This window comes from Streptomyces macrolidinus, assembly GCF_023887685.1.
Classification (GTDB): Bacteria; Actinomycetota; Actinomycetes; order Streptomycetales; family Streptomycetaceae; genus Streptomyces; species Streptomyces macrolidinus.
Genome location: NZ_JAMWMR010000031.1, coordinates 26,289 through 49,682, shown reverse-complemented (window position 1 = coordinate 49,682; position 23,394 = coordinate 26,289). Strand labels below are relative to the sequence as shown.

The following is a 23,394-nucleotide window of genomic DNA, read 5'->3' as shown; positions in this document are numbered from 1 at the left end:
CGCGCGGCACTCCGCGCCGGTGCACCCTCACAGTGGAATTTCACGTCGCTCACGGCGAAATTCCCCCCGGTGTGGTTCACAGTAAGAGGCGATGAACGCCATCAGACGCCCCCACGGCAACCGCCGGCTCGCCTTCCTCGGTGCCCTGGTCCTGCTGGCCGTCACGACGTCCTCCGTGGCGGCGGCCGACGGCGGCAGCGGACCGCTGGGCGCGACCGTCCAGGCGGAGGCCGGTCTGGACAACGCGCGCATCGGACCGCTCTTCGGCTCCAGCGCCCTGGAGGGCGGCCACTTCTGCACCGCCTCCGTGGTGCACAGCGAGCGCGGCAACCTCATCGTCACCGCGGCGCACTGCCTGATGAGCAAGGGCGCGCTCTGGTTCGCCCCCGGCTACCGGGACGGCAAGGCGCCGTACGGGGTGTGGAAGGTGACCAAGACGTTCCTCGGCGGCGGCTGGAGCAGCGGCGACCCGGACGAGAACAGCGACGTCGCCTTCGCCGCCCTGGAGTCCGTCGGCGGCGCGAACGTCGAGGACATCGTCGGCGGCAACAAGTTCGTCACCGGGCGGAAGACCGGCGCCACCGCCGTCACCGTCACGGGATACCCCAACTCCGAGGAATCCCCGATCACCTGCACGAACAAGCCGACCGCCCAGACACCGACCCAACAGCGCATCGAATGCCCCGAGTTCACCGGCGGCACCAGCGGCAGCCCCTGGGTGAACAGCGACGGTGAGGTCGTCGGCATCCTCGGCGGCCATGAACAGGGCGGCTCCACCTCCGACATCTCCTACAGCGTCGTCCTCGGCAGCGAGGCCGCGGCCCTGTACCGGACCGCCTTGCGCGGCTGACACCGGCCGCACCCGCCACCGCGGTTCCCACACAGGCTCTGTTCGTCCTGGTCCCCTCCGCACACGCGCCCCTACACTGACCGTCGGCGTACTCCCAGGCGGCGAGGGGCGGTTGACGGTGCGTAAGGCGTGGGTGTGGGGCACCGCTACCGTCGGCGCCGGGCTCGGCTTCGTGCTGCTGCTCGTCATCGGGGTCTATCTGAACGCCGCGAACCTCTCGGGTGGCGGCGGCGCCCAGGGGTCCGTCGGGCTCGCCAAGAACGCCGTGCCCGCCGCGTACTCCTCGCTCGTACAGCGCTGGGGCAATCTGTGCGGCGCGATCAACCCCGCGCTGCTCGCCGCCCAGCTCTATCAGGAGAGCGGCTTCAACCCGAGCGCCAAGAGCCCCGCGCAGGCCGAAGGGATAGCGCAGTTCATGCCCGGCACCTGGGCCACCCACGGCCTCGACGCCAACGGCGACGGGAACGCCGACGTCTGGGACCCGGCCGACGCGATCCCGTCGGCCGCCTCGTACGACTGCAAGCTCGCCTCGTACGTGAAGGACGTGCCCGGCGACCCGACGAAGAACATGCTGGCGTCGTACAACGCGGGGGCGTACGCGGTCATCAAGTACGGCGGTGTGCCGCCGTACAAGGAGACCCAGAACTACGTGAAGACCATCACCACCCTGGCGCAGAGCTTCGCCGCGCCCGTGCGCCGGGTCGACCCCTCCAAGCAGGCGGCCGGCGCGATCTACTACGCCCAGAAGAAGCTCGGCACGCCCTATCTGTGGGGCGGCAACGGCACCAGGGACCAGGGCGGGCGCTTCGACTGCTCCGGGCTGACCAAGGCCGCGTACGACAGCGTCGGCATCACACTGCCACGCGTCGCCAACGACCAGTACAACGCGGGGCCGCACCCGAAGCGGAACGAACTGCTCCCGGGCGACCTGGTGTTCTTCTCGGACGACGCGACCGATTCGCGGGCCATCCGGCACGTCGGGATCTACGTCGGCGGCGGTTACATGATCGACGCGCCCCGGCCGGGGGCCGTGATCCGTTTCGACCCCATCGACACCCCGGACTACTTCGGCGCGACGCGGGTCACCCAGGACGGCGCGAAGGCACTGCCGACGACGGTGTGAACCGGACGACGGTGTGAACCGGGGGGCGCGAACGGCGCGTGCGAGGGCGCACGCATCCGTAACCCTCCGCCGCGCCCCTTCTTCTGAGCTGCGAGGACGAGTCTCTCTTCGGTAACGTCTGCGTGATCGTTCGGTTGAGTGCGGAACGCGGACCACCGGCCTGTGCGTTGCTTCTCACGTAGAGCGTCGACGTACGGCAACCGGTCTGACGTGAAGCGGATCTACGACCACGGGGGTGGTGGGCGGCGCGCACAGGCGCGTCCGCGGTACAGGGACAGACGAAGGGGCCGCACACGATGGCTGGACTCGCCGCATCCGGTTCGAACCCCGACGTCGAACTGCTCTACGACATCAACGGCCTGGCCCAGGACGCCCCGCACTGGCTCGACCGCGTCGTGACGTTCATCGGCGAGTACGGTCTGCTGCTCGCGATGGTCCTGCTGGTGCTCGGTTGCTGGTGGAGCCTGCGCCGACGCGGCGGCGAGCACGCGGCACCGTCCATGGCCGCGCTGCTCTGGGCCCCGCTCGCCGCGGGCGTGGCAGTCCTGGTGAACGTGCCGATCCGGGGCTTCGTGGAACGTCCCCGGCCGTTCGTCGACCATCAGGGACTCGATGTCCTCGTCAGCGGCAAGAACGACTACTCCTTCGTCAGCGACCACGCCACGCTCACGATGGCGATGGCGGCCGGACTGTTCCTGGCGCACCGTAAGTTCGGGATCATCGGCCTCGGGCTCGCGCTGCTCGAAGGGTTCTGCCGGGTCTACCTGGGCGTGCACTACCCGACGGACGTCATCGGCGGCTTCGCCCTCGGCACGGCCGTGGCCCTGCTGCTCTCGCCGCTCGCCACGGCCCTGTTGACCCCGCTCGCCGAGGCGGCCGAACGCTCGTCCCGCTTCGGCACGCTGATCCGGGCACGCGGGGCGCATCCCGCGCGGGCCGTGATCCCGGGCGCGCGGACGGAGGCGGCGGCCGAGGAGCGGGATCTGGCGGCCTGATCAGTACGTCGGGCCGTCGGCGTGACCCTGCGCGTCCGTCCTGGCGAGGCTGCGGGCCCTGCGGGCCGGGCCGCGCCAGCCGCAGGCGCAGCGAGCGAAACAGAAGCGGCCCTGTTCGACCGTGGTCGTGCGATGCTCGCCATGAGAGGCGGCGCTGTCCTGCTGGTCCACTCCCGCAGGTTACCCAAGGCAGATACGGCCGGTGCGCCGACCGCGTGACGGGTGCCGTCGGCCGTCGTTAAGCGGAACGACAGGAGGGACACCGGGACGGACCTGCTGGGGGTAGGGCGATGGTGGTGCGGCGGCTGCATGGTCGGGCGAGCGCGGCATGCGCCACGACGGTGGCACTCCTGGTCTGCGCCGCCTCGGCCACGGGCTGCTCGAACAGCGGCGCCGCCGCCGAGGACGCGCGCTCGGCCAGCGGCTCGCTCGCCCTGCTGCGTCAGGCCTCCGCGGCCCTGGTGCGCGCGGGCAGCTCCCGGGCCCGTACGTCGATGGAGATGGCCACGGGCGGCACCCGCGTCACCATCCGCGGCGAGGGCGTGTACGACTTCCGCGGCCGGCTCGGCCGACTGACGGTGACCCTGCCGCAGGACCCCACGGGCGCCCAGGAACACCGCCCGATCACCGAACTGCTCGCCGCGGGCGCCCTGTTCATGAAGAACCGGGGCGCGGGCGTGCCCCCGGACAAATGGGTACGGGTCGACACGGCCACGCTCTCCGACGGCAACCTCGTCACCGGCGGCGCCACCGACCCGTACACCGCGGCCGAACTGCTGCGCGGGGTGCGCGAGGCGACGTACGTCGGGCGGACCGAGATCGACGGGACGGCCGTGCGGCACTATCGGGGGATCACGGACATCGGGCGCGCGGCGCGCCGCGCGGCCGAGGGGGACAAGGGGGCGTTGCGCGCGGCGGCGCGGGGGTTCGCCACGGCCGAGGTCCCCTTCGACGCCTATCTCGACGCCGAGGGGCGTATCCGCAAGCTCCGCCAGCGGTTCGGCTTCGTCAACGGCGACCGCAAGACCACGGTCGCTGTGACCTCGACCACTGTGCTGTACGGCTTCGGGGCACCGGCCGAGGTGGTGCTCCCGGCGGCGGGGGACATCTTCGCCGGGAAGATCGCGGAGCGGTGAGGGGGCCCGTGGGGCCGGTGGGCGGGTCCGGAAGTGGCGCGGCTGAGGGGCTGGAAATGGTCCGTCCGTGCCATGCGCCGGGCGTGGGCCGCTCCCTACCCTAGGAGGTCGGTGGCGGCAGAAAGAGGTGATGCGCGTGGCTTTGCTGGGCGGTACGGCAGTTCATGACCACGTGGCCCTCGCCGAGATCGAGCTGTGCGGCGACCTGATCATCGCGGCCTCGAGCGCGCGCGAGGACCGGCTGAGTCTGGAAAGCATCGACGAGGTGCTGCGGGTGGCCAAGGAGCGGGACCGCTTCGGCGGCTGAGCCGCCGAAGCGGTCCCGCCCGCGCAGCGCCGTCGTACAGCGGCCAGAGGCGTCAGGTCCGCAGCAGGCGCGCGATCGCCTTCGTCGCCTCCTCGACCTTCGCGTCGATCTCCGTGCCGCCCTTGAGCGCGGCGTCCGCGACGCAGTGGCGCAGATGCTCGTCGAGGAGCTGGAGCGCGAAGGACTGCAGGGCCTTCGTCGAGGCGGAGACCTGCGTGAGTATGTCGATGCAGTACACGTCCTCGTCGACCATCCGCTGCAGCCCGCGGATCTGGCCCTCGATACGGCGCAGCCGCTTGAGGTGCTCGTCCTTCTGGTGGTGGTAGCCGTGGACGCCGTGGTCGTGGTCGGTCATCACGGCCTCGGCACCCTCGGAGGGCGCCGGCGCGCCGGCCTCGGTGGTCGTCATCGCGTCCTCCTGGAGACGGTGGGCCCGGCGAACCGGGCGTGGGACGGTGCACCCGCGGACGCGGCTCCCGCGTCGCGAAACGGACATATACCCCTGACGGGTATATGGTAACGAACTTTGCCGAGGAGCAGGATCCCTTCGTAGGCCCTGGCCACGGGCCTCGGCCGCCCTCGGACCCCCCTCGTACGGCCCCCGTGCCGACCACGACGGCCGATGGGCGACACTGGAGACGACCCGTAGCCGTGGCCGGATGATGTGCTTAGCATCAGCCTGACCGAAACCGAAGCATCTGAGGACCCCACGTGCGCTTTCGTCTGACCCCCAGGGAGACGAGCTTCTACGACATGTTCGCCGCATCCGCGGACAACATCGTCACGGGCTCGAAACTCCTGATGGAACTGCTCGGGGCTGACCCCTCCGACCGGGCCGAGATCGCAGAGCGTATGCGGGCCGCGGAACACGCCGGTGACGACGCCACACACGCGATCTTCCACCAGCTGAACTCCTCGTTCATCACGCCCTTCGACCGCGAGGACATCTACGCCCTCGCCTCGTCCCTCGACGACATCATGGACTTCATGGAGGAGGCCGTCGACCTCGTCGTCCTCTACAACGTCGAGGAACTGCCCAAGGGCGTCGCCCAGCAGATCGAGGTGCTGGCGCGGGCGGCGGAGCTGACGGCCGAGGCGATGCCCAACCTCCGCACGATGCAGAACCTCACCGAGTACTGGATCGAGGTGAACCGCCTGGAGAACCAGGCGGACCAGATCCACCGCAAGCTGCTCGCCCATCTCTTCAACGGCAAGTACGACGCGATCGAGGTGCTGAAGCTCAAGCAGATCGTGGATGTGCTGGAGGAGGCCGCGGACGCTTTCGAGCACGTGGCCAACACGGTGGAGACCATCGCGGTCAAGGAGTCCTGAGGCGTCGATGGACACCTTTGCTCTGATCCTGACCATCCTGGTCGCACTCTTCTTCACCTATACGAACGGCTTCCACGACTCGGCGAACGCGATCGCGACGTCGGTGTCGACGCGCGCGCTGACCCCGCGGGCGGCGTTGGCCATGGCCGCGGCGATGAACCTCGCCGGAGCGTTCATCGGCACCGGGGTCGCGGTGACGGTCAGCAAGGGCCTGATCCAGACGCCCGAGGGCGGGAAGGGGATGGCGATCCTCTTCGCGGCGCTGGTCGGTGCCATCTCCTGGAACCTGACCACCTGGTACTTCGGGCTGCCCTCGTCGTCCTCGCACGCGCTGTTCGGCGGCATGGTCGGCGCGGCGCTCGCGGGCGGTACGACGGTGTACTGGTCCGGCGTCATGAACAAGATCGTCATCCCCATGTTCCTGTCCCCGGTGGTCGGCCTGATCGTCGGCTACCTGGTGATGACGCTGATCATGTGGATCTTCCGGCGGACCAACCCGCACAAGGCCAAGCGGGGCTTCCGCATAGCGCAGACCGTGTCGGCGGCCGGTATGGCCCTCGGTCACGGTCTCCAGGACGCGCAGAAGACGATGGGCATCGTGGTGATGGCACTGGTCATCGCCGATGTCGAGGAGTACGGGGATCCGATCCCGGTGTGGGTGAAGATCGTCTGCGCGATGATGCTGTCGCTGGGCACGTACGCGGGCGGCTGGCGCATCATGCGCACCCTGGGCCGCAAGATCATCGAGCTGGACCCGCCGCAGGGCTTCGCCGCGGAGGCGACGGGGGCCTCGATCATGTTCACGACGGCGTACCTGTTCCGGGCGCCGATCTCGACGACGCATGTGATCACCTCGGCGATCATGGGTGTGGGCGCGACGAAGCGCGTGAACGCCGTGCGCTGGGGCGTCGCGAAGAACATCGTCCTGGGCTGGTTCATCACCATGCCGGCCGCGGCGATCGTCGCGGCGTGCGGGTACTGGCTGATCGATCTGGCGGTCCTGTAACGCCCGAGATGCGGTGGTCGGCGGCGCGAGAAGACTGGACCTATGACTACCAAGGCACTCCTCGAAGGCGGGCCGGACGATCTGGCGGGCACCCTGGCGCCGATCGTTCCGCCGGGACAAGAGCTGAAGATCCCTCACCGCGGCGGATACGAGCACTACAAGGTCACGTCGCGCCACGAGGACAGCCAGGAAGGTCGGGTCACCGTCTACCAGTGGTGGGAACGCACGGAAGTAGCCGAGTAGGAGGAGCAGAGGAGGAGAGGGCCCGCCCCTGGGAGCCAGGGGCGGGCCCTCCTTCCTCGCGGTGGCACCGCCATGCAGCACCGCGAGGGGTCTTCCGCCGCCGCGGCTCAGCCGAAGCGGCCCGAGATGTAGTCCTCGGTCGCCTGCACCGACGGGTTGGAGAAGATCCGCTCCGTCTCGTCGATCTCGATCAGCTTGCCCGGCTGGCCCACGCCCGCCAGGTTGAAGAACGCCGTACGGTCCGAGACGCGCGCGGCCTGCTGCATGTTGTGCGTCACGATGACGATCGTGAAGCGTTCCTTCAGCTCGCCGATCAGGTCCTCGATGGCCAGCGTCGAGATCGGGTCCAGGGCCGAGCAGGGCTCGTCCATCAGCAGGACCTTCGGCTCGACGGCGATCGCGCGGGCGATGCACAGCCGCTGCTGCTGACCGCCCGACAGCCCCGAGCCCGGCTTGTTCAGGCGGTCCTTGACCTCGTTCCAGAGGTTCGCGCCCTTGAGGGACCTCTCGACGATGTCGTTCAGCTCCGACTTGCGGTGGTCGCCGTTCAGCCGCAGGCCCGCCGCCACGTTGTCGAAGATCGACATCGTGGGGAAGGGGTTGGGGCGCTGGAAGACCATGCCCACCTCGCGGCGGACGGCGACCGGGTCGACGCCCGCGCCGTACAGGTCCTCGTCGTCCAGGAGCACCTTGCCCTCGACGCGTCCGCCCGGCGTCACCTCGTGCATACGGTTGAGCGTGCGCAGGAACGTCGACTTGCCGCAGCCGGAGGGGCCGATGAACGCCGTCACCGACCGCGGCTCGACCGTCATCGAGATGTCCTCGATCGCCTTGTGGGAGCCGTAGTAGGCGGTGAGTCCGCTGACGTCGATTCGCTTGGCCATGTCACTTCCAAAGTCTGATGGTTCGTAAGGGTCCGCGTGGCGGCAGCGGCACCTCGGTGCCCCACGCGGTGGGGGCCGCTGACGGTCAGCGTGGGGACTTCCAGCGGGCGATTCCGCGAGCCACCAGGTTGAGGATCATCACGAAGGCGATCAGTGCGAGCGAGGCCGCCCAGGCACGGTCGTACGCCGGCTCGGCGCCCGCACCGTACTGCTGATAGATGTACAGCGGCAGCGACGCCTGCGCACCGTCGAAGGGGTTGGCGTTGATGAACCGGTTGCCGAAGACCAGCAGCAGGACCGGCGCGGTCTCACCGGCGATACGGGCGATCGCCAGCATGACGCCGGTGGTGATACCGCCGAGGGAGGTCGGCAGGACCACCTTCAGGATGGTGCGCCACTTGGGGACACCCAGCGCGAGGGAGGCCTCGCGCAGCTCGTTCGGGACGAGCTTGAGCATCTCCTCCGTGGAGCGGACCACGACCGGCATCATCAGGATGGCCAGGGCGAGCGATCCGGCGAAGCCGAACGGCTGCATGTCGAGGATCAGCATCAGGCTGAGGATGAACAGACCGGCGACGATCGACGGGATACCCGTCATCACGTCCACGAAGAAGGTGACGGCACGGGCGAGCCGGCCGCGGCCGTACTCCACCAGGTAGACGGCGGTGAGCACACCGATCGGCGCGCCGAGCAGGGTGGCGAGGCCGACCTGCTCCAGGCTGCCGAGGATCGCGTGGTAGATGCCGCCGCCCGGCTGGGAGTCGGCGACCACGCCCATCGAGTGGCTCAGGAAGTAGAAGTCGAGGACCTTCACACCGCGCTGCACGGTCACCCAGATCAGGGAGACCAGCGGCACCACGGCGAGCAGGAAGGCGACCCACACCAGGGAGGTCGCGACCCGGTCCTTGGCCTGGCGGCGGCCCTCGACGCGGGCCGCGATGCCGTAGGTGGCCAGGACGAAGAGGAGTGCGGCGATCAGGCCCCACTGGACGTGGCTGTGCAGTCCGGCGGCGGCGCCGATGCCGATCGCGACGGCGACGGAGCCCGCGGCGATGGCCCAGGGGGACCAGCGCGGAAGGGTGGCGCCGCGCAGGGTGCTGCGCTTGTCGGTGACGGCTGCGGTGCTCATGCGTTGGCCCCCGAGTACTCCTTGCGACGGGCGATGATCATGCGGGCCGCGCCGTTGACCAGCAGGGTGATGACGAACAGGACCAGACCGGAGGCGATCAGCGCGTCACGGCCGAACTCCGAGGCCTCGCTGAACTTGCTGGCGATGTTCTGGGCGAAGGTGCCGCCGCCCGGGTTGAGCAGGCTGCCGTGGATGAGGAAGTCCGGGGAGAGCACGGTGGCGACGGCCATCGTCTCGCCGAGCGCGCGGCCGAGGCCGAGCATGGAGGCGGAGACGACGCCGGAGCGGCCGAAGGGCAGGACGGCCATGCGGACGACCTCCCAGCGCGTGGCGCCGAGGGCCAGGGCCGCCTCCTCGTGCATCCGCGGGACCTGCCGGAAGACCTCACGGCTCACATTGGTGATGATCGGCAGGATCATGATCGCGAGCAGGATGCCGACGGTGAGCATCGAGCGGGGCGCGCCGCCGTCCCAGGAGAAGACGCCGGTCCAGCCGAGGTAGGTGTCCAGCCAGCCGAACAGGCCGTTCAGGTTCGGTACGAGGACCAGGGCGCCCCACAGGCCGTAGACGATGGACGGCACGGCGGCGAGCAGGTCGATCACGTACGCGATGGGGCCGGAGACCTTGCGCGGGGCGTAGTGCGTGAGGAAGAGCGCGATGGCGACCGCGACCGGGACCGCGAGGACCATGGCGATGACCGAGGAGACCACCGTGCCGAAGGCCAGTACGGCGATGCCGAAGACCGGCGGGGTGACGCCGGTGTTCCACTCGAGGGTGGTGAGGAAGTTGCCGTGGTCCTTGGTGATGGCCAGGGACGCGCGGTAGGCGAGGAAGGCCGCGATCGCGGCCATGATCACCAGGAGCAGGATGCCCGCCCCGCGGGAGAGGCCGAGGAAGATGCGGTCTCCGGGCCGGGTGGCGGTGTGCTTGCGCCCGGGCGCGGGAGGCCGCGGAGCGGGGTGGGGCTCTTGGGTGTCGGGTGTTGTTATGTCCATCGGGTTCTCCGGTCTGCGGAGCCGCACGCGGTGTGCGGCTCCAGGCGGCGGTGCACCGGACGGTGCGGTCCGGTCTCTTGGGGGGACCGGACCGCACACTCAGGTCAGCTCAGGCCCTCGATGGTGCTGCGGACCTTGGTGATGATGGCGTCGGGGATCGGGGCGTAGTCGTTCTGGCTCAGCACCGACTGGCCTTCCGTGCCGGCGAGGTAGCGCAGGAAGGCCTTGGTGGCGGGCAGGGTGTCCGCCTTGTTGCCCTTGTCGCAGGCGATCTCGTAGGTGACCAGGACGATCGGGTAGGCGCCGTCGGCCTTGGTGCCGTAGTTCAGCTCCAGCGCGAGGTCCTTGCCGGTGCCGACGACCTTGGCGTCCGCGATGGCCTTGGTGGCGTTGTCGACGGTGGCCTTGACCGGGGCGGAGGCGCCCGTGGCGATGGACACCGTGGACATGTCCTTGGCGTACGACAGCTCGAAGTAGCCGATGGCGCCCGCGGTCTGCTTGACCTGCGCGGCCACACCCGAGGACTGCGGAGCGGACTGGCCGCCCTTGGCCTCCCATGCCTTGCCACCGGCGTACTTGCCCCAGACGGACGGGGCGGCGGCCTTCAGGTACTTGGTGAAGTTGTCCGTGGTGCCGGACTCGTCCGAGCGGTGGAAGGCCTGGATCTTGGTGGAGGGCAGCTTGGCGTCGGGGTTCAGCTTCTTGATCGCCGCGTCGTCCCACGTCTTGATCTGGCCGTCGAAGATCTTGGCCAGGGTCTCGGCGTCCAGCACCAGGTTGTCGACGCCCGGCAGGTTGTAGCCGACCGCGATCGGGCCGCCGACCATCGGCAGGTCGATGGCCTGGCCGCCCTTGCAGACCTGCTTGGAGGCCTCGATCTCCTCGGGCTTCAGCGCGGAGTCCGAACCGGCGAAGGCGACCTGGCCCTGGGTGAACGCGGTGACGCCCGCGCCGGAGCCGCCGCCCTTGTAGTTGATCTGCACACCGGAGCAGGCCTGGGAGAACTGCGCCACCCAGGCGTCGATCGCGTTCTTCTGCGCCGAGGAGCCGTCGGCGAGGAGCTGGCCCTTGGCGTCGTCGCACTTGATCGAGCCGGCCTTCGCCGCCGAGGAGGCCGACGGGCTGCTCTTGTCCCCCGTGTCGTCGGAGCCGCACGCCGTGAGGGCCAGGGCGCCGGAGACGGCGAGAGCACCGAGGGTGAGGGCCCGCCGGTTCATGCGCTGAAGCTTCACTTTCGGGTGTTCCTTCCAGGAGCCGCCATCCTGTTCGGCGGCGTGCGAAGTGGGGGAGGGGCGTCCGCGTCCTCGACGAGGCCGCGCCCGCTTCCTCTGGTAAGGCCGAAATTAGGCAGTTCAGGTGAAGGCGCCGATGGACGTGAGTGAACGGAGGGTGAACCCCTGCGGACGGTGTGGTGAGGTCACGGAACGCTTACGTCCGCGGCCGGGTACGCGGGGGCGACACGGGAGGACACCGCGGTGCGCGGGGCACGACCGTGGCCTATATCGGGTTCAACGCCTGGAGAACGATGTCCATGAGTTCGCGGTCACGCGGCCGTGTGAGACGGGTCCGGGTCGCGGCCGGCGGAAGCCACAGGATCCGGTCCACCTCACGGCTGGGCCTGAAGGAGCCGTCGCCCGCCTCGGCCGCCCAGTAGTAGACCTGCTTGGGGCGGCCGTTCGCCACGTAATGGACCGTGGGCAGGGCGGCGCCGGGCAGCGCGGCGTACCCCGTCTCCTCCGCCACCTCCCGCAGCGCGCCCGCGAGCGGGTCCTCGCCCGGCTTGAGCTTGCCCTTCGGATGCGACCAGTCGTCGTACTTCGGCCGGTGGACCAGGCAGATCTCCACCTCGCCGTCGACGGGGGAGCGGCGCCACAGGACACAGCCCGCCGCGCGGATGATGTCGTCGCTCATCGGGTGCTCACGGCTCCTTCCTCGTGACCGCGGCGCGCCGCGCCGCCGTACGGGTGCCTACGCGGTCCCCACCGTCTGCCTCTGCCACGACTGCTGGAAGGCGAAACGGGCGGCCTCCACTTCATGACGCTGGTCGGCATGCAGCACGCCGAGGGCGTACGCCGTGGCCGGGGCGATGCGCGGGGTACGCGCCGCCCCGGCCGCCGCGGCTGCTGCCTCCGCGGCGTCCCGGTGCCGCTCCAGGGCCTGGCCCGCGGCGGGCAGCCGTACGTCGACGGGCGTGTCCTCGCCCTGGACCTCCCGGGCGTAGCGGTACAGCCGCAGCAGCAGCCGGGCCTGATGCCAGGGGCCGTCCTGCGGATGCGGGGCCGGGTCCGGGGACAGGCTGCCGACCAGGGCCGCGGCGGTGTACGGCTGGCCCGAGGTGATCAGCGGCAGCGCGGCCACCGCCTCGTACAGCCGCTCCTGTGCCGCTGCGACGGGTCTGCACAGATCGGCCCCGGCCGCGGCGGACGTGAGCGGGACCTCGCTGGCGAGGACGGCGACGCTGTCGGCCACCGCGTGGAAGCGGCTGGACCCGAGGGCCTGGAGGGCCGCCGAGTGCGCGCGTGTGCGGGCCAGGGTGAGCTGGCGGTCCAGCAGGGCGCCCGCCTTTGCCGCGCCGACGGTCAGGGCGCCGCGCTCGGGGGCGCCGGATGTCCTGCCCGTGCTCCCCGGCTGTGCGGGAAGCGCCGAGGAGCCGGACAGCCGGTGCAGGGCGGTCAGCAGCCGTTCGAGCCGGGCCGCGTAGGCGTGCTCGCGGGCCAGCGTGCCCGACAGCCAGGCCAGTTCGGCGCGCATCCGCTCGGACCAGTCGGCGTCGAGCAGGGGGCGGAACGTGTGGAGCGTGCCGCTGATGCGGCGGGCCGAGCGGCGCAGCGCGAGCGCCGCGTCCCCGAGGTCCTCCGCGCTCCCGGCCTCCCCGCTGTCCTGGTGATGGCGCAGCGCGCGGAGGAACCCCGTGGCCTGGGCCCTCAGATAGTCGGCGAGAGCCTCCCCGGGCCGGTCCTCCCCGGGCAGGGTCGGGGCCGCGCGGCCGATGGTGGACGGATCAAGGTGCTGCTGTGCCACGCCGGCGCCTCCGGGCGTCAATGAGCATCTCCTGGATGTTGCGCAGGGGCTGGCCGTCCGCGTCGGTCGCGTGCCGGGTCCACTCGCCGTCCGCCCCCAGGTGCCAGGAGGAGGTGGTGTCGGACATGCCGGTCTCCAGGAGCCGGTTGAGGGTCGCCCGGTGCGCCGGGTCGGTGACCCTGACGAGTGCCTCGATACGGCGGTCGAGGTTGCGGTGCATCATGTCGGCGCTGCCGATCCACACCTCGGGTTCGCCGCCGCCCGCGAAGACGAAGACGCGGGAGTGTTCGAGGAAGCGGCCGAGGACGGACCGTACGCGGATGTTCTCGGACAGACCGGGGACGCCGGGCCGCAGCGCGCAGATGCCGCGCACCCAGACGTCGACCGGGACACCGGCCTTGGACGCCCGGTAGAGCGCGTCGACGACCGCCTCGTCCACCATCGAGTTGACCTTGATACGGACGTACGCGGGCCGTCCGGCGTTGTGGTGCTGGATCTCCTTGTCGATCCGGGAGATCAGACCGTCGCGCAGGGACCTCGGGGCGACGAGCAGGCGGCGGTAGGTCTCGCGGCGCGAGTAGCCCGAGAGCCGGTTGAAGAGGTCGGACAGATCCGCGCCGACCTGCGGATCGGCGGTCAACAGCCCCAGGTCCTCGTACAGACGTGCGGTCTTGGGGTGGTAGTTGCCCGTGCCCACATGGCTGTAGCGGCGCAGCGTGTCGCCCTCCTGCCGTACGACGAGCGACAGCTTGCAGTGGGTCTTCAGGCCCACGAGGCCGTACACGACATGGCAGCCCGCCTCCTCCAGCTTGCGGGCCCAGCTGATGTTGGCCTGCTCGTCGAAGCGGGCCTTGATCTCGACCAGGACGAGGACCTGCTTGCCGGACTCCGCCGCGTCGATGAGCGCGTCGACGATCGGCGAGGTCTCCGAGGTCCTGTACAGCGTCTGCTTGATGGCGAGGACGTCCGGGTCCCCGGCGGCCTGCTCCAGGAACGCCTGGACGGAGGTGGAGAAGGAGTCGTACGGGTGGTGCAGCAGCACGTCCCGCTCGCGCAGCGCCGCGAAGATGTCGGGCGCCGACGCCGACTCGACCTCGGAGAGGTCGCGGTGGGTGCCCGCGACGTACTTCTGGTACTTCAGCTCGGGGCGGTCGAGGTTGGCGATGCCGAACAGGCCCGTGAGGTCCAGGGGGCCGGGCAGCGGGTACACCTCGGCCTCGGAGATCTTCAGCTCGCGCACCAGGAGATCGAGGACGTAACGGTCGATCGACTCCTCCACCTCCAGCCGCACCGGCGGCCCGAAGCGGCGCCGCATCAGCTCCTTCTCCAGGGCCTGGAGCAGGTTCTCGGCGTCGTCCTCCTCGACCTCCAGGTCCTCGTTGCGGGTGATCCGGAAGGTGTGGTGCTCCAGGACCTCCATGCCGGGGAACAGCTCCTCCAGATGGGCGGCGATGACGTCCTCGATGGGGACGTAGCGCTGCGGGGAGGCCTCCAGGAAGCGGGAGAGCAGCGGCGGGACCTTGACGCGCGCGAAGTGGCGGTGGCCGGAGACCGGGTTGCGCACGACGACCGCGAGGTTCAGGGACAGCCCCGAGATGTACGGGAAGGGGTGCGCGGGGTCCACGGCCAGCGGGGTCAGCACCGGGAAGATCTGGTGCCGGAAGAGCGTGAACAGGCGCGCCTGCTCCTTCTCGGTCAGCTCGCTCCAGCGCACGAGCTGTACGCCCTCGTCCGCGAGTGCCGGGGCGACGTCCTCGTGGAAGCAGGCCGCGTGCCGGGCCATGAGCTCGCGGGACCGGGCCCATATCATCTCCAGCACCTCGCGCGGCTGGAGACCGGAGGCGGAGTGGGTGGCGACCCCGGTGGCGATACGGCGCTTGAGGCCCGCGACCCGGACCATGAAGAACTCGTCCAGATTGCTCGCGAAGATCGCCAGGAACTTCGCGCGTTCGAGCAGCGGGGTGTGCGGGTCCTCGGCCAGTTCCAGCACCCGCTCGTTGAACTGGAGCCAGCTCCGCTCCCGGTCGAGGAAGCGGCCCGGGGGGAGCTGGGCGCCCTCGGGCTCCTCGTACACGTCCAGGTCCGCGTCGAGGTCCGGCTCCAGGTCGGAGACCGCCCCGGCCACGGCGTGGGGGCGGCGCGCGGTGAGGGAGCCCACGGAGGGCTGCCGGGTCCGCGCGCTCGCCCGCTCCGAGGACTCTGCCTCGGTGGGGACCGACCGGTCCTGCGCCGACGGCTCGTCCTGTGCCCGCCGGTCCTGTGCCCGCTGATTCTGTGCCCGCTGTGCTGCCTCGGCATTCTGCTGGCTCATGAACCCATTCTTCCGCGCCGAACGGGTGACGGGCGCGTCGGAGCGCGAAGGCGGCGGCGCGGCGAGGCGGCGCCCGCGCTCCGCACCGGCCCCGGATCGCGGGGGCGGCAGGGGCTCTGGGGCGGCATTCATTGGCCGAGCGTCGCAAGCCCGTCTGAATCACTGGTTACGGCTACATGACGTGCGGGATAGCGGGGGGAGGCCCGCGGACGTCCGCAGCCCTCTGCCTTCGCCGTCCTGCGGACGGGGTTGTGGGAGGAAGCGCTGTCTGTGGACGGGGGGCTGTGGGAGGAAGCGCCGTCTGTGGACGGGGGCTGTGGGAGGAAGAGGAGCGGCGGTACGGAGCCCTGCGGGCGCGCGGCGCGTGGAAATTCATCCGGCGGGCGGAAATTCTTCTCGCGGACGTGAACCGATCGCGGGGGCTCGTCCGATGAAGGGGCGTGAGGGAAACGAGAAGTGACGGGGAGCTGCTGCGTGCCGCGGCAGACGGGGACCGTCACGCCTTCGAGGAGCTGTACCGGCGGTATGCGCCGTGGCTCACGGCACGCCTGCGCGGCAGATGCGCCGACCCGGGGCTCGTGGACGACGTCGTGCAGGAGACGTTCCTCGCGGTCTGGCGCGGCAGTGCGCGCTACCGCGAGGACGGCGACGTGGCCGGCTGGCTCTGGCGCGTGGGCGCCCGGCGGCTGGTGGACGCGCTGCGCGGCGACGGCGCGCGGGGCCGGCTGCGCCAGGCGCTGGCGCGGCTGCGGCACCGCCATGAGGCCTCCGCGGAGGAACGCGTCCTGGCGGGAGTGCAGCACGGCGACCTGGCGGGGGCGCTGATAAGGCTCTCGCCGGAGCTGCGCGCGGTCCTCCAGGCGACGGTGGTCGACGGACTGACGACCAAGGAGGCGGCCGTGGTCCTCGGCATTCCTCCCGGCACGGTCAAGACACGGGCGCAGCGTGCGCGAAGGCGACTGCGGGAGGAGCTGGCATGAGAGACACCGGGCACGACGGCACGGGATGGCACGCGGACACCGACGACCTGCGCGCCTACGCGCGCGGCGAGCTGGAGGCGCCCCGCCTGTGGTCGGTCGACACGCATCTGCTGGCATGCGCGCCCTGTCGGCTGGCCCTCGCGGAGGCCACCGACTCGCGCGCCCTGGACCTCGGCTGGGAGCGGCTGGACGCCGAGCTGGACGCTCCCCGGCCGGGCGTCTTCGAGGCCCTGCTGATGCGGTGCGGCGTCGCCGACCACACGGCGCGCCTGCTGGCCGCCACGCCGGTGCTGCGCGCCTCCTGGCTGGGCGCGGTCCTGCTGGTGCTGCTCATGACGGTGATCAGCGTGTACACGGTCCACTCGCCCTCCCTCTTCCTCGCCCTGGCCCCGCTGCTGCCGCTGGCGGGCGTCGCGCTGTCCTACGGTCCGGCGCTCGACCCGACCTACGAGATGGCGCTCGTCGCCCCGCTGCACGGCTTCCGCCTGCTGATGATCCGCACGGTCGCGGTGCTGGTCGCCAGCCTCGGGCTCAACGGCCTGGCGAGCCTTGCCCTCCCCGGGTACGGGCTGCGCGCGCTGGCCTGGCTGCTGCCCGCCCTCGCCCTGACCGCGACCGGACTCGCGCTGACCGCACGGCTGGGCCAGGTCACCGCCCCTGCCCTGGTCAGCGGTGCGTGGATCGCCCTGCTGGCCGCGGCGGCGGCGACCGGCCACAAGACGCTCCCACCGTTCACGGGCGTGGGCCAGGGCGTGGCGGCCCTGGTCGCCGTGATCGCGGCCGTCCTGCTGCACCGCCTGCGCGACAGGTTCGACACCGCCTCGGCCCCGTCCCTTCCCACCGACCTCGCCCACAGGAGCGTCGCATGACCACCCGTCCCACCGTCTCGGGCTCCGGCCTGACCGTGCGCTACGGCGGCAGCCCGGCGCTCGACAACGTCTCCGTACGTCTCCAGGAGGGTGTCACCGGGCTGCTCGGGCCCAACGGCGCGGGCAAGACGACCCTGTTGCGGGTGCTCGCCACCGCCGTGCCCCCCGACCGAGGCGCCTTCACGGTGCTCGGGCACGACCCGGGCACGGGCGCGGGCCGCCAAGAGGTGCGGCGCCGCCTGGGCTATCTGCCGCAGAACCCCGGCTTCCACCCGGACTTCACGGCGTTCGCGTTCGTCGACTACGTGGCGATCCTCAAGGAGTTCGCCGACCGGTCCGCCCGCCACCGCGAGGTGCGGCGCGTGCTGGACGCAGTGAACCTCTCCGAGGTGCGCGGCAAGCGCATCAAGCGGCTCTCCGGCGGAATGCGCCAGCGTGTGGCCCTGGCCGCCGCGCTCCTCGGGGATCCGGGCCTGCTGCTGCTCGACGAACCGACCGTGGGCCTCGACCCCGAACAGCGCATGCAGTTCCGGGAGGTGATCGCCGAGGCGGGCCGGCACAGGACGGTGCTGCTGTCCACGCATCAGACCGAGGACGTGGCGATGCTCTGCCAGCGCGTCATCGTCATGGCCCAGGGCCACGTCCGCTTCGAGGGCACCCCGGCCGAGCTGACCGCACGGGCGGCGGGTCGGGTGTGGAGCAGTACGGAGCGCGACCCGCAGGCCCGCGCGGGCTGGCGGACGGGCCTGGGCACCTTCCGCAACGTCGGCGACCCGCCCCAGGGCGCCGATCTTCTCGAACCCACCCTGGAGGACGGCTACTTGCTCGCTCTCGACGCGCAGTCGGTGGAGGCGATGTCCGCATGAGCGCCGTCATCGACCAGGCCCCCACGGTCTCGGAACCCCTGCGGACCGGACGCCGCCCGGCCGCGGCGGTCCTCGCGCTGGCCCGCTTCGAGGCCCGCGAACTCCTGCGGCAGCCCACGGTGTTGGTCGTCTTCCTGCTGTACGCGGGCTATACGTACTGGCAGTTGCTGTTCCCCGAGAACGGCATGGACCGCTACCCCGTCCTGCACTACGCGGACCGCGCGACGCAGCCCGGCACCCTGGCCCTGGCCCTCGTCGTCCTCCTCGCCGCGAACATCACCGCGCAGCGCTCCCGGCGCCAGGGCACCGACCAGCACTTCGACATCCTGGTCATGGAGCCCTGGCGGCGCACGCTCGCGCACGCGCTGTCGGTGGTGCCGCTCGCCGCGCTCACCGCGCTGATCGTCGCGGTCGAGTTCGCCTGGACGGCGCTGAAGCCGGGCGCGGTCGGCCACGGTTCGGTCGCCGAGCTGGCGGTGGGGCCGCTGGTGACGCTGGCCGCCGGGATCGTGGGGGTGCTGGCCGCGCGGGTGATCCCGAGCGTGCTCGGCGGTGCCGTCGTCGTGGCCCTGGGCGGCATCGCGTCCCTGGCCGCCTCCCTCTTCACCGGCCCGGACCCGGAGCACTCGCAGTGGCTGGACTGGCTGAACCCCGTGGTCTCCGAGAACGGGCTCGACCCGATCCCCTCCGCGCTCCTCGGCCGCCCGGCCGGCTGGCACGTCCTGTATCTGGCGGGCCTGACCGCCTTGCTGCTGTGCGTCACGCTCCTGCTGAGCGGGGGACGTACGCGCCTGGTGAAGGCGGGCACGGCAGTGGCCCTCGCTGCCACGGTCGGCGGGGTCGCCGGGCAGTCCCCGAGCCATGACGCCGCCCTGACCGCGGCCCGGACGAAGGCGAGCCATGCGCCGGTCACCGCCCAGTCCTGTGTGACGCACCACCGGTCGACGTACTGCTCGTTCCCGGAGTGGACCGCCTGGCGGGACGACTGGGCGCAGGTCGTGGACCGCGTCCAGGGCCTCACGGGCGGGGGCGCCCGAGGAGCACGGCTGACGATCCGGCAGCGGATACCGGTCGTCTACAACCTGACGGACGACTCCGCCATCATGCCGCTGCGGACCCCGGGCGAGATCACGGCCGGTACGCGCTGGGGCGGCACCCGCGTCCCCGAGTTCGCCGTCGGAGTCGCGTCGGTCCTGGTGGCGGGGGACGAGGAGGCGGCCTCCAAGATGTGCGACGCCCGCGTGGTGACGGTCATGTGGCTGGCGCTGGCCGCGCAGGACGACCCGATGACGGCGCTCCGCGACGTCCGCATCGACAACAGCGTCACCGGCTCCGCCGGCGCGCTGAGCATCACGGACCCGGTCCTGATGAGCACCGAACAGACCCGGATCGTCCGGGACCTCCTGAAGCGTCCGCGCTACAGCGTCACGGCCCGGATGAAGACGCACTGGGCGGAGCTGACGTCCCCGAAGACCTCGCTGACCCAGGTGGCGGAGCTGCTCGGGGTGCCGGCCGGCAAGGCAGCCGCCGAGGAGAAGGGAGCCGCTGGGGAGGAGGGGTCGTGCTAGGGCGTGATGCGAAAGTAGCGTCGTCCGCCCGGAGGGCGGGGCAGAGGGGACTTAGATGCGCGGGGATCGCGGCCCTTGTCCCGCCCGTGGGGCGGTCGCTGCCCTGGGGGGTGCTCGGTGCCGCCGCCGGGCTGGGCCCGGTCCTCGGCTGGTTCACCCGGCTGACGCAGGAGGGGGTCGGTACCGCCTTGGCCGTCTTCCTCCTGCGGGTCGCCGCGGTCGGCCTGGCCCTGGGCCTGGCGTTCCTGCTGGACGATCCGGCGCGGGACACCACCGCCGTGGTGCCGATCCGGCGGGTGGTGCGCAGCGGAGTGCGGCTGGTGCTCGTCGCCCCGCTCGCGGCGTCGAGCTGGGCAGCGGCCCTGCTGCTCGTACCGGAGCGGATACGGCCCCCGGCCGGCGACCTCACCCTGGAGGCGGCGGCGCTGGTGGTCCTGGCGCTCTCCGGTGCCGCGTGCGCCGTACGGTTCAGCGACACGCCGCGGCCCGGGGTGGCGGTGGCGGGGACGCTGCTGACCTGCACGCTGCTGGCGACGCTGCTCCCCACGTCAGGGGCGCTGTTCGTCCAGGCGGACGCCGCGAGCTGGGCGGTGGCGCATCAGCGCTGGGCGGCCCTGCTGACGCTCGCCCTTCTGGCGGGCGCGGCCCTCCAGTCGGAGCCGGTACGCAAGCACCGGCTCCGGCTGGAGGACACGCACCGGTCGGCGGCCCGCGCCGCCCACCGTTGACGCCGCCCGCGCAGGGGCCCTCAGGTCTCCGTCCGGTACATCAGGTCCGTCTCGTGGGTCGTGAAGCCCAGCCGTTCGTAGACGGTGAGCGCGGCCTTGTTGTCCGCGTCGACGTACAGCATCACGGTCGGCAGGCCCTGGGCCGCCAGATGCCGCAGGCCGATCGTGGTGAGGGCGCGGCCGAGGCCGCCGCCCTGGGCGCCGGGGCGGACGCCGAGGACGTACACCTCGCCGAGCTGCTCCTCGGCGTGGACCTTGGTCCAGTGGAAGCCGATGAGTTCCGGGCCGTGCTCGCCCTCGCGTTCGGCGAGGAAGAAGCCCTGCGGGTCGAACCACGCCTCGGCCATCCGGTCGTCCAGGTCGCGCTGGGTCAGCGAGCCCTGCTCGGGGTGGTGGGCGAACGCGGACGCGTTGAGGGCGAGCCAGGCCGCGTCGTCCCGGCCGGGCACGAAGGTGCGCACGGTGACGCCGTCGGGCAGCTTCGGCTCGGCCAGGTCGAGGTCGGTCAACGGGCGGCGCATCTGGCGCAGTTCGCGGAAGAGGGTGAGGCCGAGCACCTGGGCCAGATGCCGGGCCGCGGAGTGACCGCCGTGCGCCCACACCCGCAGTCGCTTGCCGGAGGCGGCGAGGAGCGCGGAGCCGAGGGCCCGGCCGTGCCCATGGCCGCGGTACGAGGGGTGCACGACCAGCTCGGCGGCCGGGGCCTCCACCGGGTCGGTGTCCTCCAGTTGCGCGTATCCGACGAGTGTGTCGCCGGTCGTCAGCAGAAGATGGGAGACGCCCTCCCGCTCACCGCCGCGCAGTTGCAGGCGTCCCTGCTCGGACACGGCCGGCTGCCCGTCGATCCGGGCGGCCTCGGTGAGCAACGCGAGCACGGACTCGGCCTGTTCGGGCGAGAGCGCGCCGACGGTGTCGATGGAGCGGGGCGATGCCGGGCGTGCGGAGTCGTCGCTGGTCATGAGTACGAGAGTAAAGGGGCCACGCGGGAATCGAGAGGCATATGACGCCTTGTTGTAACCCAGGACCCCTGTTCCGCTACGCGCGTTGACCCTAGGCTGCGCGAGCGACGGTTTCGGCGCGCTCCTCATGCGGCGCACGCGAGACGGTCAGGTCCGGACAGACCGGACAGCACAGTCGCGGCCGGCGGGTCCGGCCGCGCACACCTGGCGGAACAGCGCGCACACCTCAGGGGAGCACATGCCACCGACGACAGACCGGCACAGACGTATGCACCGCATCCTCGGGGCCGCAGCGAGCCTCGCCACCGTGGGCGCCCTGGTGTCGGCGCTGCCGGCCGACGCGCAGGAGAACAGGACCGGTCAGGGCAACCCGCAGTCGGGTCGCTACCAGGATGTGCAGTTGCTGTCGTTCAACGACCTGCACGGCAACCTGGAGCCGCCCACCGGCTCGTCGGGCCGGGTCACCGAGCACGAGGCCGACGGCACCACCAAGACCGTCGACGCGGGCGGCGTGGAGTACCTCGCCACGCATCTGCGGCAGGCGCGCCAGGGCCACGCGTACTCCGTCACGGCCGGAGCCGGTGACATGGTCGGCGCCTCGCCGCTGCTGTCCGGGCTGTTCCACGACGAGCCGACCATCGACGCGCTCAACAAGCTGGACCTGGACGTCACCAGCGTCGGCAACCACGAGTTCGACGAGGGCGCGAAGGAACTGGCGCGACTCCAGAACGGCGGCTGCCACCCCGAGGACGGCTGCTACGACAAGAGCCAGAAGTTCAAGGGCGCGAACTTCCCCTATCTGACCGCGAACGTGACGGACGAGAAGACCGGCAAGCCGCTCCTTGCGCCGTACTGGGTCTGGAAGAAGTCCGGCGTCAAGATCGGCTTCATCGGGGTGACGCTGAAGGGCACGCCGAACATCGTCTCCGCCGAGGGCGTCAAGGGCCTGAAGTTCGGCGACGAGGTGGAGGCGATCAACAAGTACGCCAAGGAGCTGCAGAAGCAGGGCGTCCAGTCGATCGTCGCGCTGATCCACGAGGGCGGCATGCCCGCGTCGGGCGACTACAACTACGACTGCGACAGCCCGGGTCCCGGCGACGGCATCTCCGGCCCGATCGCGGACATCGCCAAGAACGTCACCCCGGCCGTGGACGCGCTGGTCACCGGCCACACCCACCAGGCGTACGTGTGCACGATCCCCGACCCGGCGGGCCGGCCCCGCATGGTGACCTCGGCGTCCTCGTTCGGCCGCCTGTACACGGACACGACGCTGACGTACGACCGCGCGACCGGTGACGTCGTCCGTACGGCGGTGAAGTCCGCGAACCACGTGGTCACCCGGGACGTCGCCAAGGCCTCCGACATCACCGGGCTGATCGACCGGTGGAACACGCTCGCCGCGCCGGTCGCCTCCCGGCCCGTGGGCTACATCGCGGGCGAGATCGACACCAAGGGCACCGAGTCCCCGCTGGGTGACCTGATCGCGGACGCGCAGCTCGCGTACGCCAAGTCCCTCGACCCCGGGACGGACCTCGCCTTGATGAACCCCGGCGGCATCCGCGCGCCGCTCACCTACGCGGCGAGCGGCAGCGAGGGTGACGGTGTGGTGACGTACGGGGAGGCGTACACGGTCCAGCCGTTCGCCAACACCGTGAACCTGGTCGACCTGACCGGCACCCAGGTGATCACCGCGCTGCAGCAGCAGGTCAGCGGCGCGAACGAGGCCTCGCCGAAGATCCTTCAGGTGTCCGAGGGCCTGACCTACACGCTGGACCTGACGAAGTCGGGTGCCGCGCGCGTGGTCACGGACTCGGTCAGGCTGAACGGCAGCGCGATCGACCCGGCCGCCACCTACCGTGTCGCGATGAACTCCTTCCTCGCGGGCGGCGGCGACGGCTTCACCGAGCTGGGCAAGGGCACGAACATGCTGATCGGCGGCGACGACCTGGAGGCGTTCGGGACGTATCTGACGGCCAACTCGTCGGCCTCGGCGCCCTACGCGGTGCCGACCGCGGACCGGATCACCGTCCAGCAGTGACACCCGGCGGTCCCTCCCCGTCCCGCGCACAGGCGGTGACGGGGGCGGACCGCT

At 71.2% G+C, this 23,394-nt stretch carries 24 protein-coding genes; 14 read left to right on the top strand and 10 right to left on the bottom strand.

Annotated features, from left to right (window positions below; genetic code table 11):
* The first annotated feature begins 91 nt into the window (after positions 1-91).
* From NGF19_RS26070 to NGF19_RS26060, 3 genes are all read left to right on the top strand, one after another.
* Entirely contained in the window at positions 92-850 is a 759-nt protein-coding gene (locus tag NGF19_RS26070; protein ID WP_252427928.1) for a trypsin-like peptidase domain-containing protein, read from the top strand.
* Between the two features lie 112 nt (positions 851-962).
* Positions 963-1,973 (top strand): C40 family peptidase, encoded by a 1,011-nt coding sequence (locus NGF19_RS26065; RefSeq protein ID WP_252427926.1) that lies wholly within the window; start codon positions 963-965, stop codon positions 1,971-1,973.
* Positions 1,974-2,269: 296 nt separating this feature from the next.
* Positions 2,270-2,968: a phosphatase PAP2 family protein gene (locus tag NGF19_RS26060; RefSeq protein ID WP_252427924.1), complete on the top strand. Its 699-nt coding sequence runs from the start codon at positions 2,270-2,272 to the stop codon at positions 2,966-2,968.
* On the opposite strand, the gene NGF19_RS26055 is transcribed toward NGF19_RS26060, so the two are convergent.
* On the bottom strand, positions 2,969-3,139 hold the full coding sequence (locus tag NGF19_RS26055; RefSeq protein WP_252427922.1) for a hypothetical protein: 171 nt from the start codon (positions 3,137-3,139) through the stop codon (positions 2,969-2,971).
* A 119-nt stretch (positions 3,140-3,258) separates the two neighbouring features.
* Between NGF19_RS26055 and NGF19_RS26050 the strand changes: the two genes are divergently transcribed.
* Complete coding sequence (locus NGF19_RS26050) at positions 3,259-4,104, top strand: SCO4651 family lipoprotein (protein ID WP_252427920.1); 846 nt, start codon at positions 3,259-3,261, stop codon at positions 4,102-4,104.
* Between the two features lie 136 nt (positions 4,105-4,240).
* Positions 4,241-4,411, top strand: coding sequence for a hypothetical protein (locus NGF19_RS26045; protein WP_252427953.1), 171 nt, complete (start codon positions 4,241-4,243; stop codon positions 4,409-4,411).
* A 52-nt stretch (positions 4,412-4,463) separates the two neighbouring features.
* On the opposite strand, the gene NGF19_RS26040 is transcribed toward NGF19_RS26045, so the two are convergent.
* Positions 4,464-4,820, bottom strand: a complete 357-nt coding sequence (locus NGF19_RS26040) for a metal-sensitive transcriptional regulator (RefSeq protein ID WP_252427918.1) — start codon at positions 4,818-4,820, stop codon at positions 4,464-4,466.
* Between the two features lie 302 nt (positions 4,821-5,122).
* Here NGF19_RS26040 and NGF19_RS26035 point away from each other — a divergent pair, with 302 nt between their 5' ends.
* From NGF19_RS26035 to NGF19_RS26025, 3 genes are read left to right on the top strand one after another with little or no spacing between them, the layout of a single operon-like run.
* Positions 5,123-5,743: a DUF47 domain-containing protein gene (locus tag NGF19_RS26035; protein WP_252427916.1), complete on the top strand. Its 621-nt coding sequence runs from the start codon at positions 5,123-5,125 to the stop codon at positions 5,741-5,743.
* A 7-nt stretch (positions 5,744-5,750) separates the two neighbouring features.
* Complete coding sequence (locus NGF19_RS26030) at positions 5,751-6,749, top strand: inorganic phosphate transporter (protein ID WP_252427914.1); 999 nt, start codon at positions 5,751-5,753, stop codon at positions 6,747-6,749.
* A 42-nt stretch (positions 6,750-6,791) separates the two neighbouring features.
* Positions 6,792-6,992: a DUF5988 family protein gene (locus tag NGF19_RS26025; RefSeq protein WP_252427913.1), complete on the top strand. Its 201-nt coding sequence runs from the start codon at positions 6,792-6,794 to the stop codon at positions 6,990-6,992.
* A gap of 107 nt (positions 6,993-7,099) precedes the next feature.
* Here the strand turns inward: NGF19_RS26025 and pstB are convergent, their stop codons facing one another.
* The 7 genes from pstB to NGF19_RS25990 all read right to left on the bottom strand — a co-directional run bounded on the left by pstB (position 7,100) and on the right by NGF19_RS25990 (position 15,464).
* Positions 7,100-7,876 carry a phosphate ABC transporter ATP-binding protein PstB gene (gene pstB, locus NGF19_RS26020; protein WP_252427911.1) on the bottom strand — a complete coding sequence of 259 codons (777 nt, stop codon included), beginning with the start codon at positions 7,874-7,876 and terminating at the stop codon, positions 7,100-7,102.
* Positions 7,877-7,961: 85 nt separating this feature from the next.
* Positions 7,962-9,005 carry a phosphate ABC transporter permease PstA gene (gene pstA, locus NGF19_RS26015; protein ID WP_252427909.1) on the bottom strand — a complete coding sequence of 348 codons (1,044 nt, stop codon included), beginning with the start codon at positions 9,003-9,005 and terminating at the stop codon, positions 7,962-7,964.
* The gene (gene pstC / locus NGF19_RS26010) at positions 9,002-10,000 is read right to left on the bottom strand and encodes a phosphate ABC transporter permease subunit PstC (protein ID WP_252427907.1); all 999 of its coding nucleotides are present in this window, start codon (positions 9,998-10,000) and stop codon (positions 9,002-9,004) included. Before pstC ends, pstA begins: the two co-directional genes overlap by 4 nt.
* 104 nt (positions 10,001-10,104) lie before the next feature.
* On the bottom strand, positions 10,105-11,232 hold the full coding sequence (gene pstS / locus NGF19_RS26005; RefSeq protein WP_252427905.1) for a phosphate ABC transporter substrate-binding protein PstS: 1,128 nt from the start codon (positions 11,230-11,232) through the stop codon (positions 10,105-10,107).
* Positions 11,233-11,497: 265 nt separating this feature from the next.
* Positions 11,498-11,911, bottom strand: a complete 414-nt coding sequence (locus NGF19_RS26000; RefSeq protein ID WP_252427903.1) for an NUDIX hydrolase — start codon at positions 11,909-11,911, stop codon at positions 11,498-11,500.
* Between the two features lie 57 nt (positions 11,912-11,968).
* Positions 11,969-13,021 carry a CHAD domain-containing protein gene (locus tag NGF19_RS25995; RefSeq protein WP_372505859.1) on the bottom strand — a complete coding sequence of 351 codons (1,053 nt, stop codon included), beginning with the start codon at positions 13,019-13,021 and terminating at the stop codon, positions 11,969-11,971.
* On the bottom strand, positions 13,002-15,464 hold the full coding sequence (locus NGF19_RS25990) for an RNA degradosome polyphosphate kinase (protein WP_252427901.1): 2,463 nt from the start codon (positions 15,462-15,464) through the stop codon (positions 13,002-13,004). The genes NGF19_RS25995 and NGF19_RS25990 overlap by 20 nt, the downstream gene beginning before the upstream one ends.
* A gap of 308 nt (positions 15,465-15,772) precedes the next feature.
* On the opposite strand from NGF19_RS25990, the gene NGF19_RS25985 reads away from it, so the two are divergent.
* The 5 genes from NGF19_RS25985 to NGF19_RS25965 all read left to right on the top strand — a co-directional run bounded on the left by NGF19_RS25985 (position 15,773) and on the right by NGF19_RS25965 (position 20,343).
* Positions 15,773-16,312, top strand: a complete 540-nt coding sequence (locus tag NGF19_RS25985) for an RNA polymerase sigma factor (protein ID WP_252427900.1) — start codon at positions 15,773-15,775, stop codon at positions 16,310-16,312.
* Positions 16,309-17,181 (top strand): zf-HC2 domain-containing protein, encoded by an 873-nt coding sequence (locus tag NGF19_RS25980; RefSeq protein ID WP_252427898.1) that lies wholly within the window; start codon positions 16,309-16,311, stop codon positions 17,179-17,181. The genes NGF19_RS25985 and NGF19_RS25980 overlap by 4 nt, the downstream gene beginning before the upstream one ends.
* Complete coding sequence (locus NGF19_RS25975; protein WP_252427896.1) at positions 17,178-18,047, top strand: ATP-binding cassette domain-containing protein; 870 nt, start codon at positions 17,178-17,180, stop codon at positions 18,045-18,047. Before NGF19_RS25980 ends, NGF19_RS25975 begins: the two co-directional genes overlap by 4 nt.
* Positions 18,044-19,615 (top strand): ABC transporter permease, encoded by a 1,572-nt coding sequence (locus NGF19_RS25970; RefSeq protein WP_252427894.1) that lies wholly within the window; start codon positions 18,044-18,046, stop codon positions 19,613-19,615. The genes NGF19_RS25975 and NGF19_RS25970 overlap by 4 nt, the downstream gene beginning before the upstream one ends.
* Positions 19,616-19,701: 86 nt before the next feature.
* Positions 19,702-20,343 (top strand): ABC transporter, encoded by a 642-nt coding sequence (locus NGF19_RS25965; RefSeq protein ID WP_252427893.1) that lies wholly within the window; start codon positions 19,702-19,704, stop codon positions 20,341-20,343.
* Between the two features lie 20 nt (positions 20,344-20,363).
* Here the strand turns inward: NGF19_RS25965 and mshD are convergent, their stop codons facing one another.
* A complete protein-coding gene (gene mshD / locus NGF19_RS25960) occupies positions 20,364-21,302 on the bottom strand; it encodes a mycothiol synthase (RefSeq protein WP_252427891.1) in 939 nt (312 codons plus the stop codon).
* A gap of 238 nt (positions 21,303-21,540) precedes the next feature.
* Between mshD and NGF19_RS25955 the strand changes: the two genes are divergently transcribed.
* Positions 21,541-23,340, top strand: a complete 1,800-nt coding sequence (locus NGF19_RS25955; protein ID WP_252427890.1) for a bifunctional metallophosphatase/5'-nucleotidase — start codon at positions 21,541-21,543, stop codon at positions 23,338-23,340.
* Positions 23,341-23,394 lie beyond the last annotated feature (54 nt).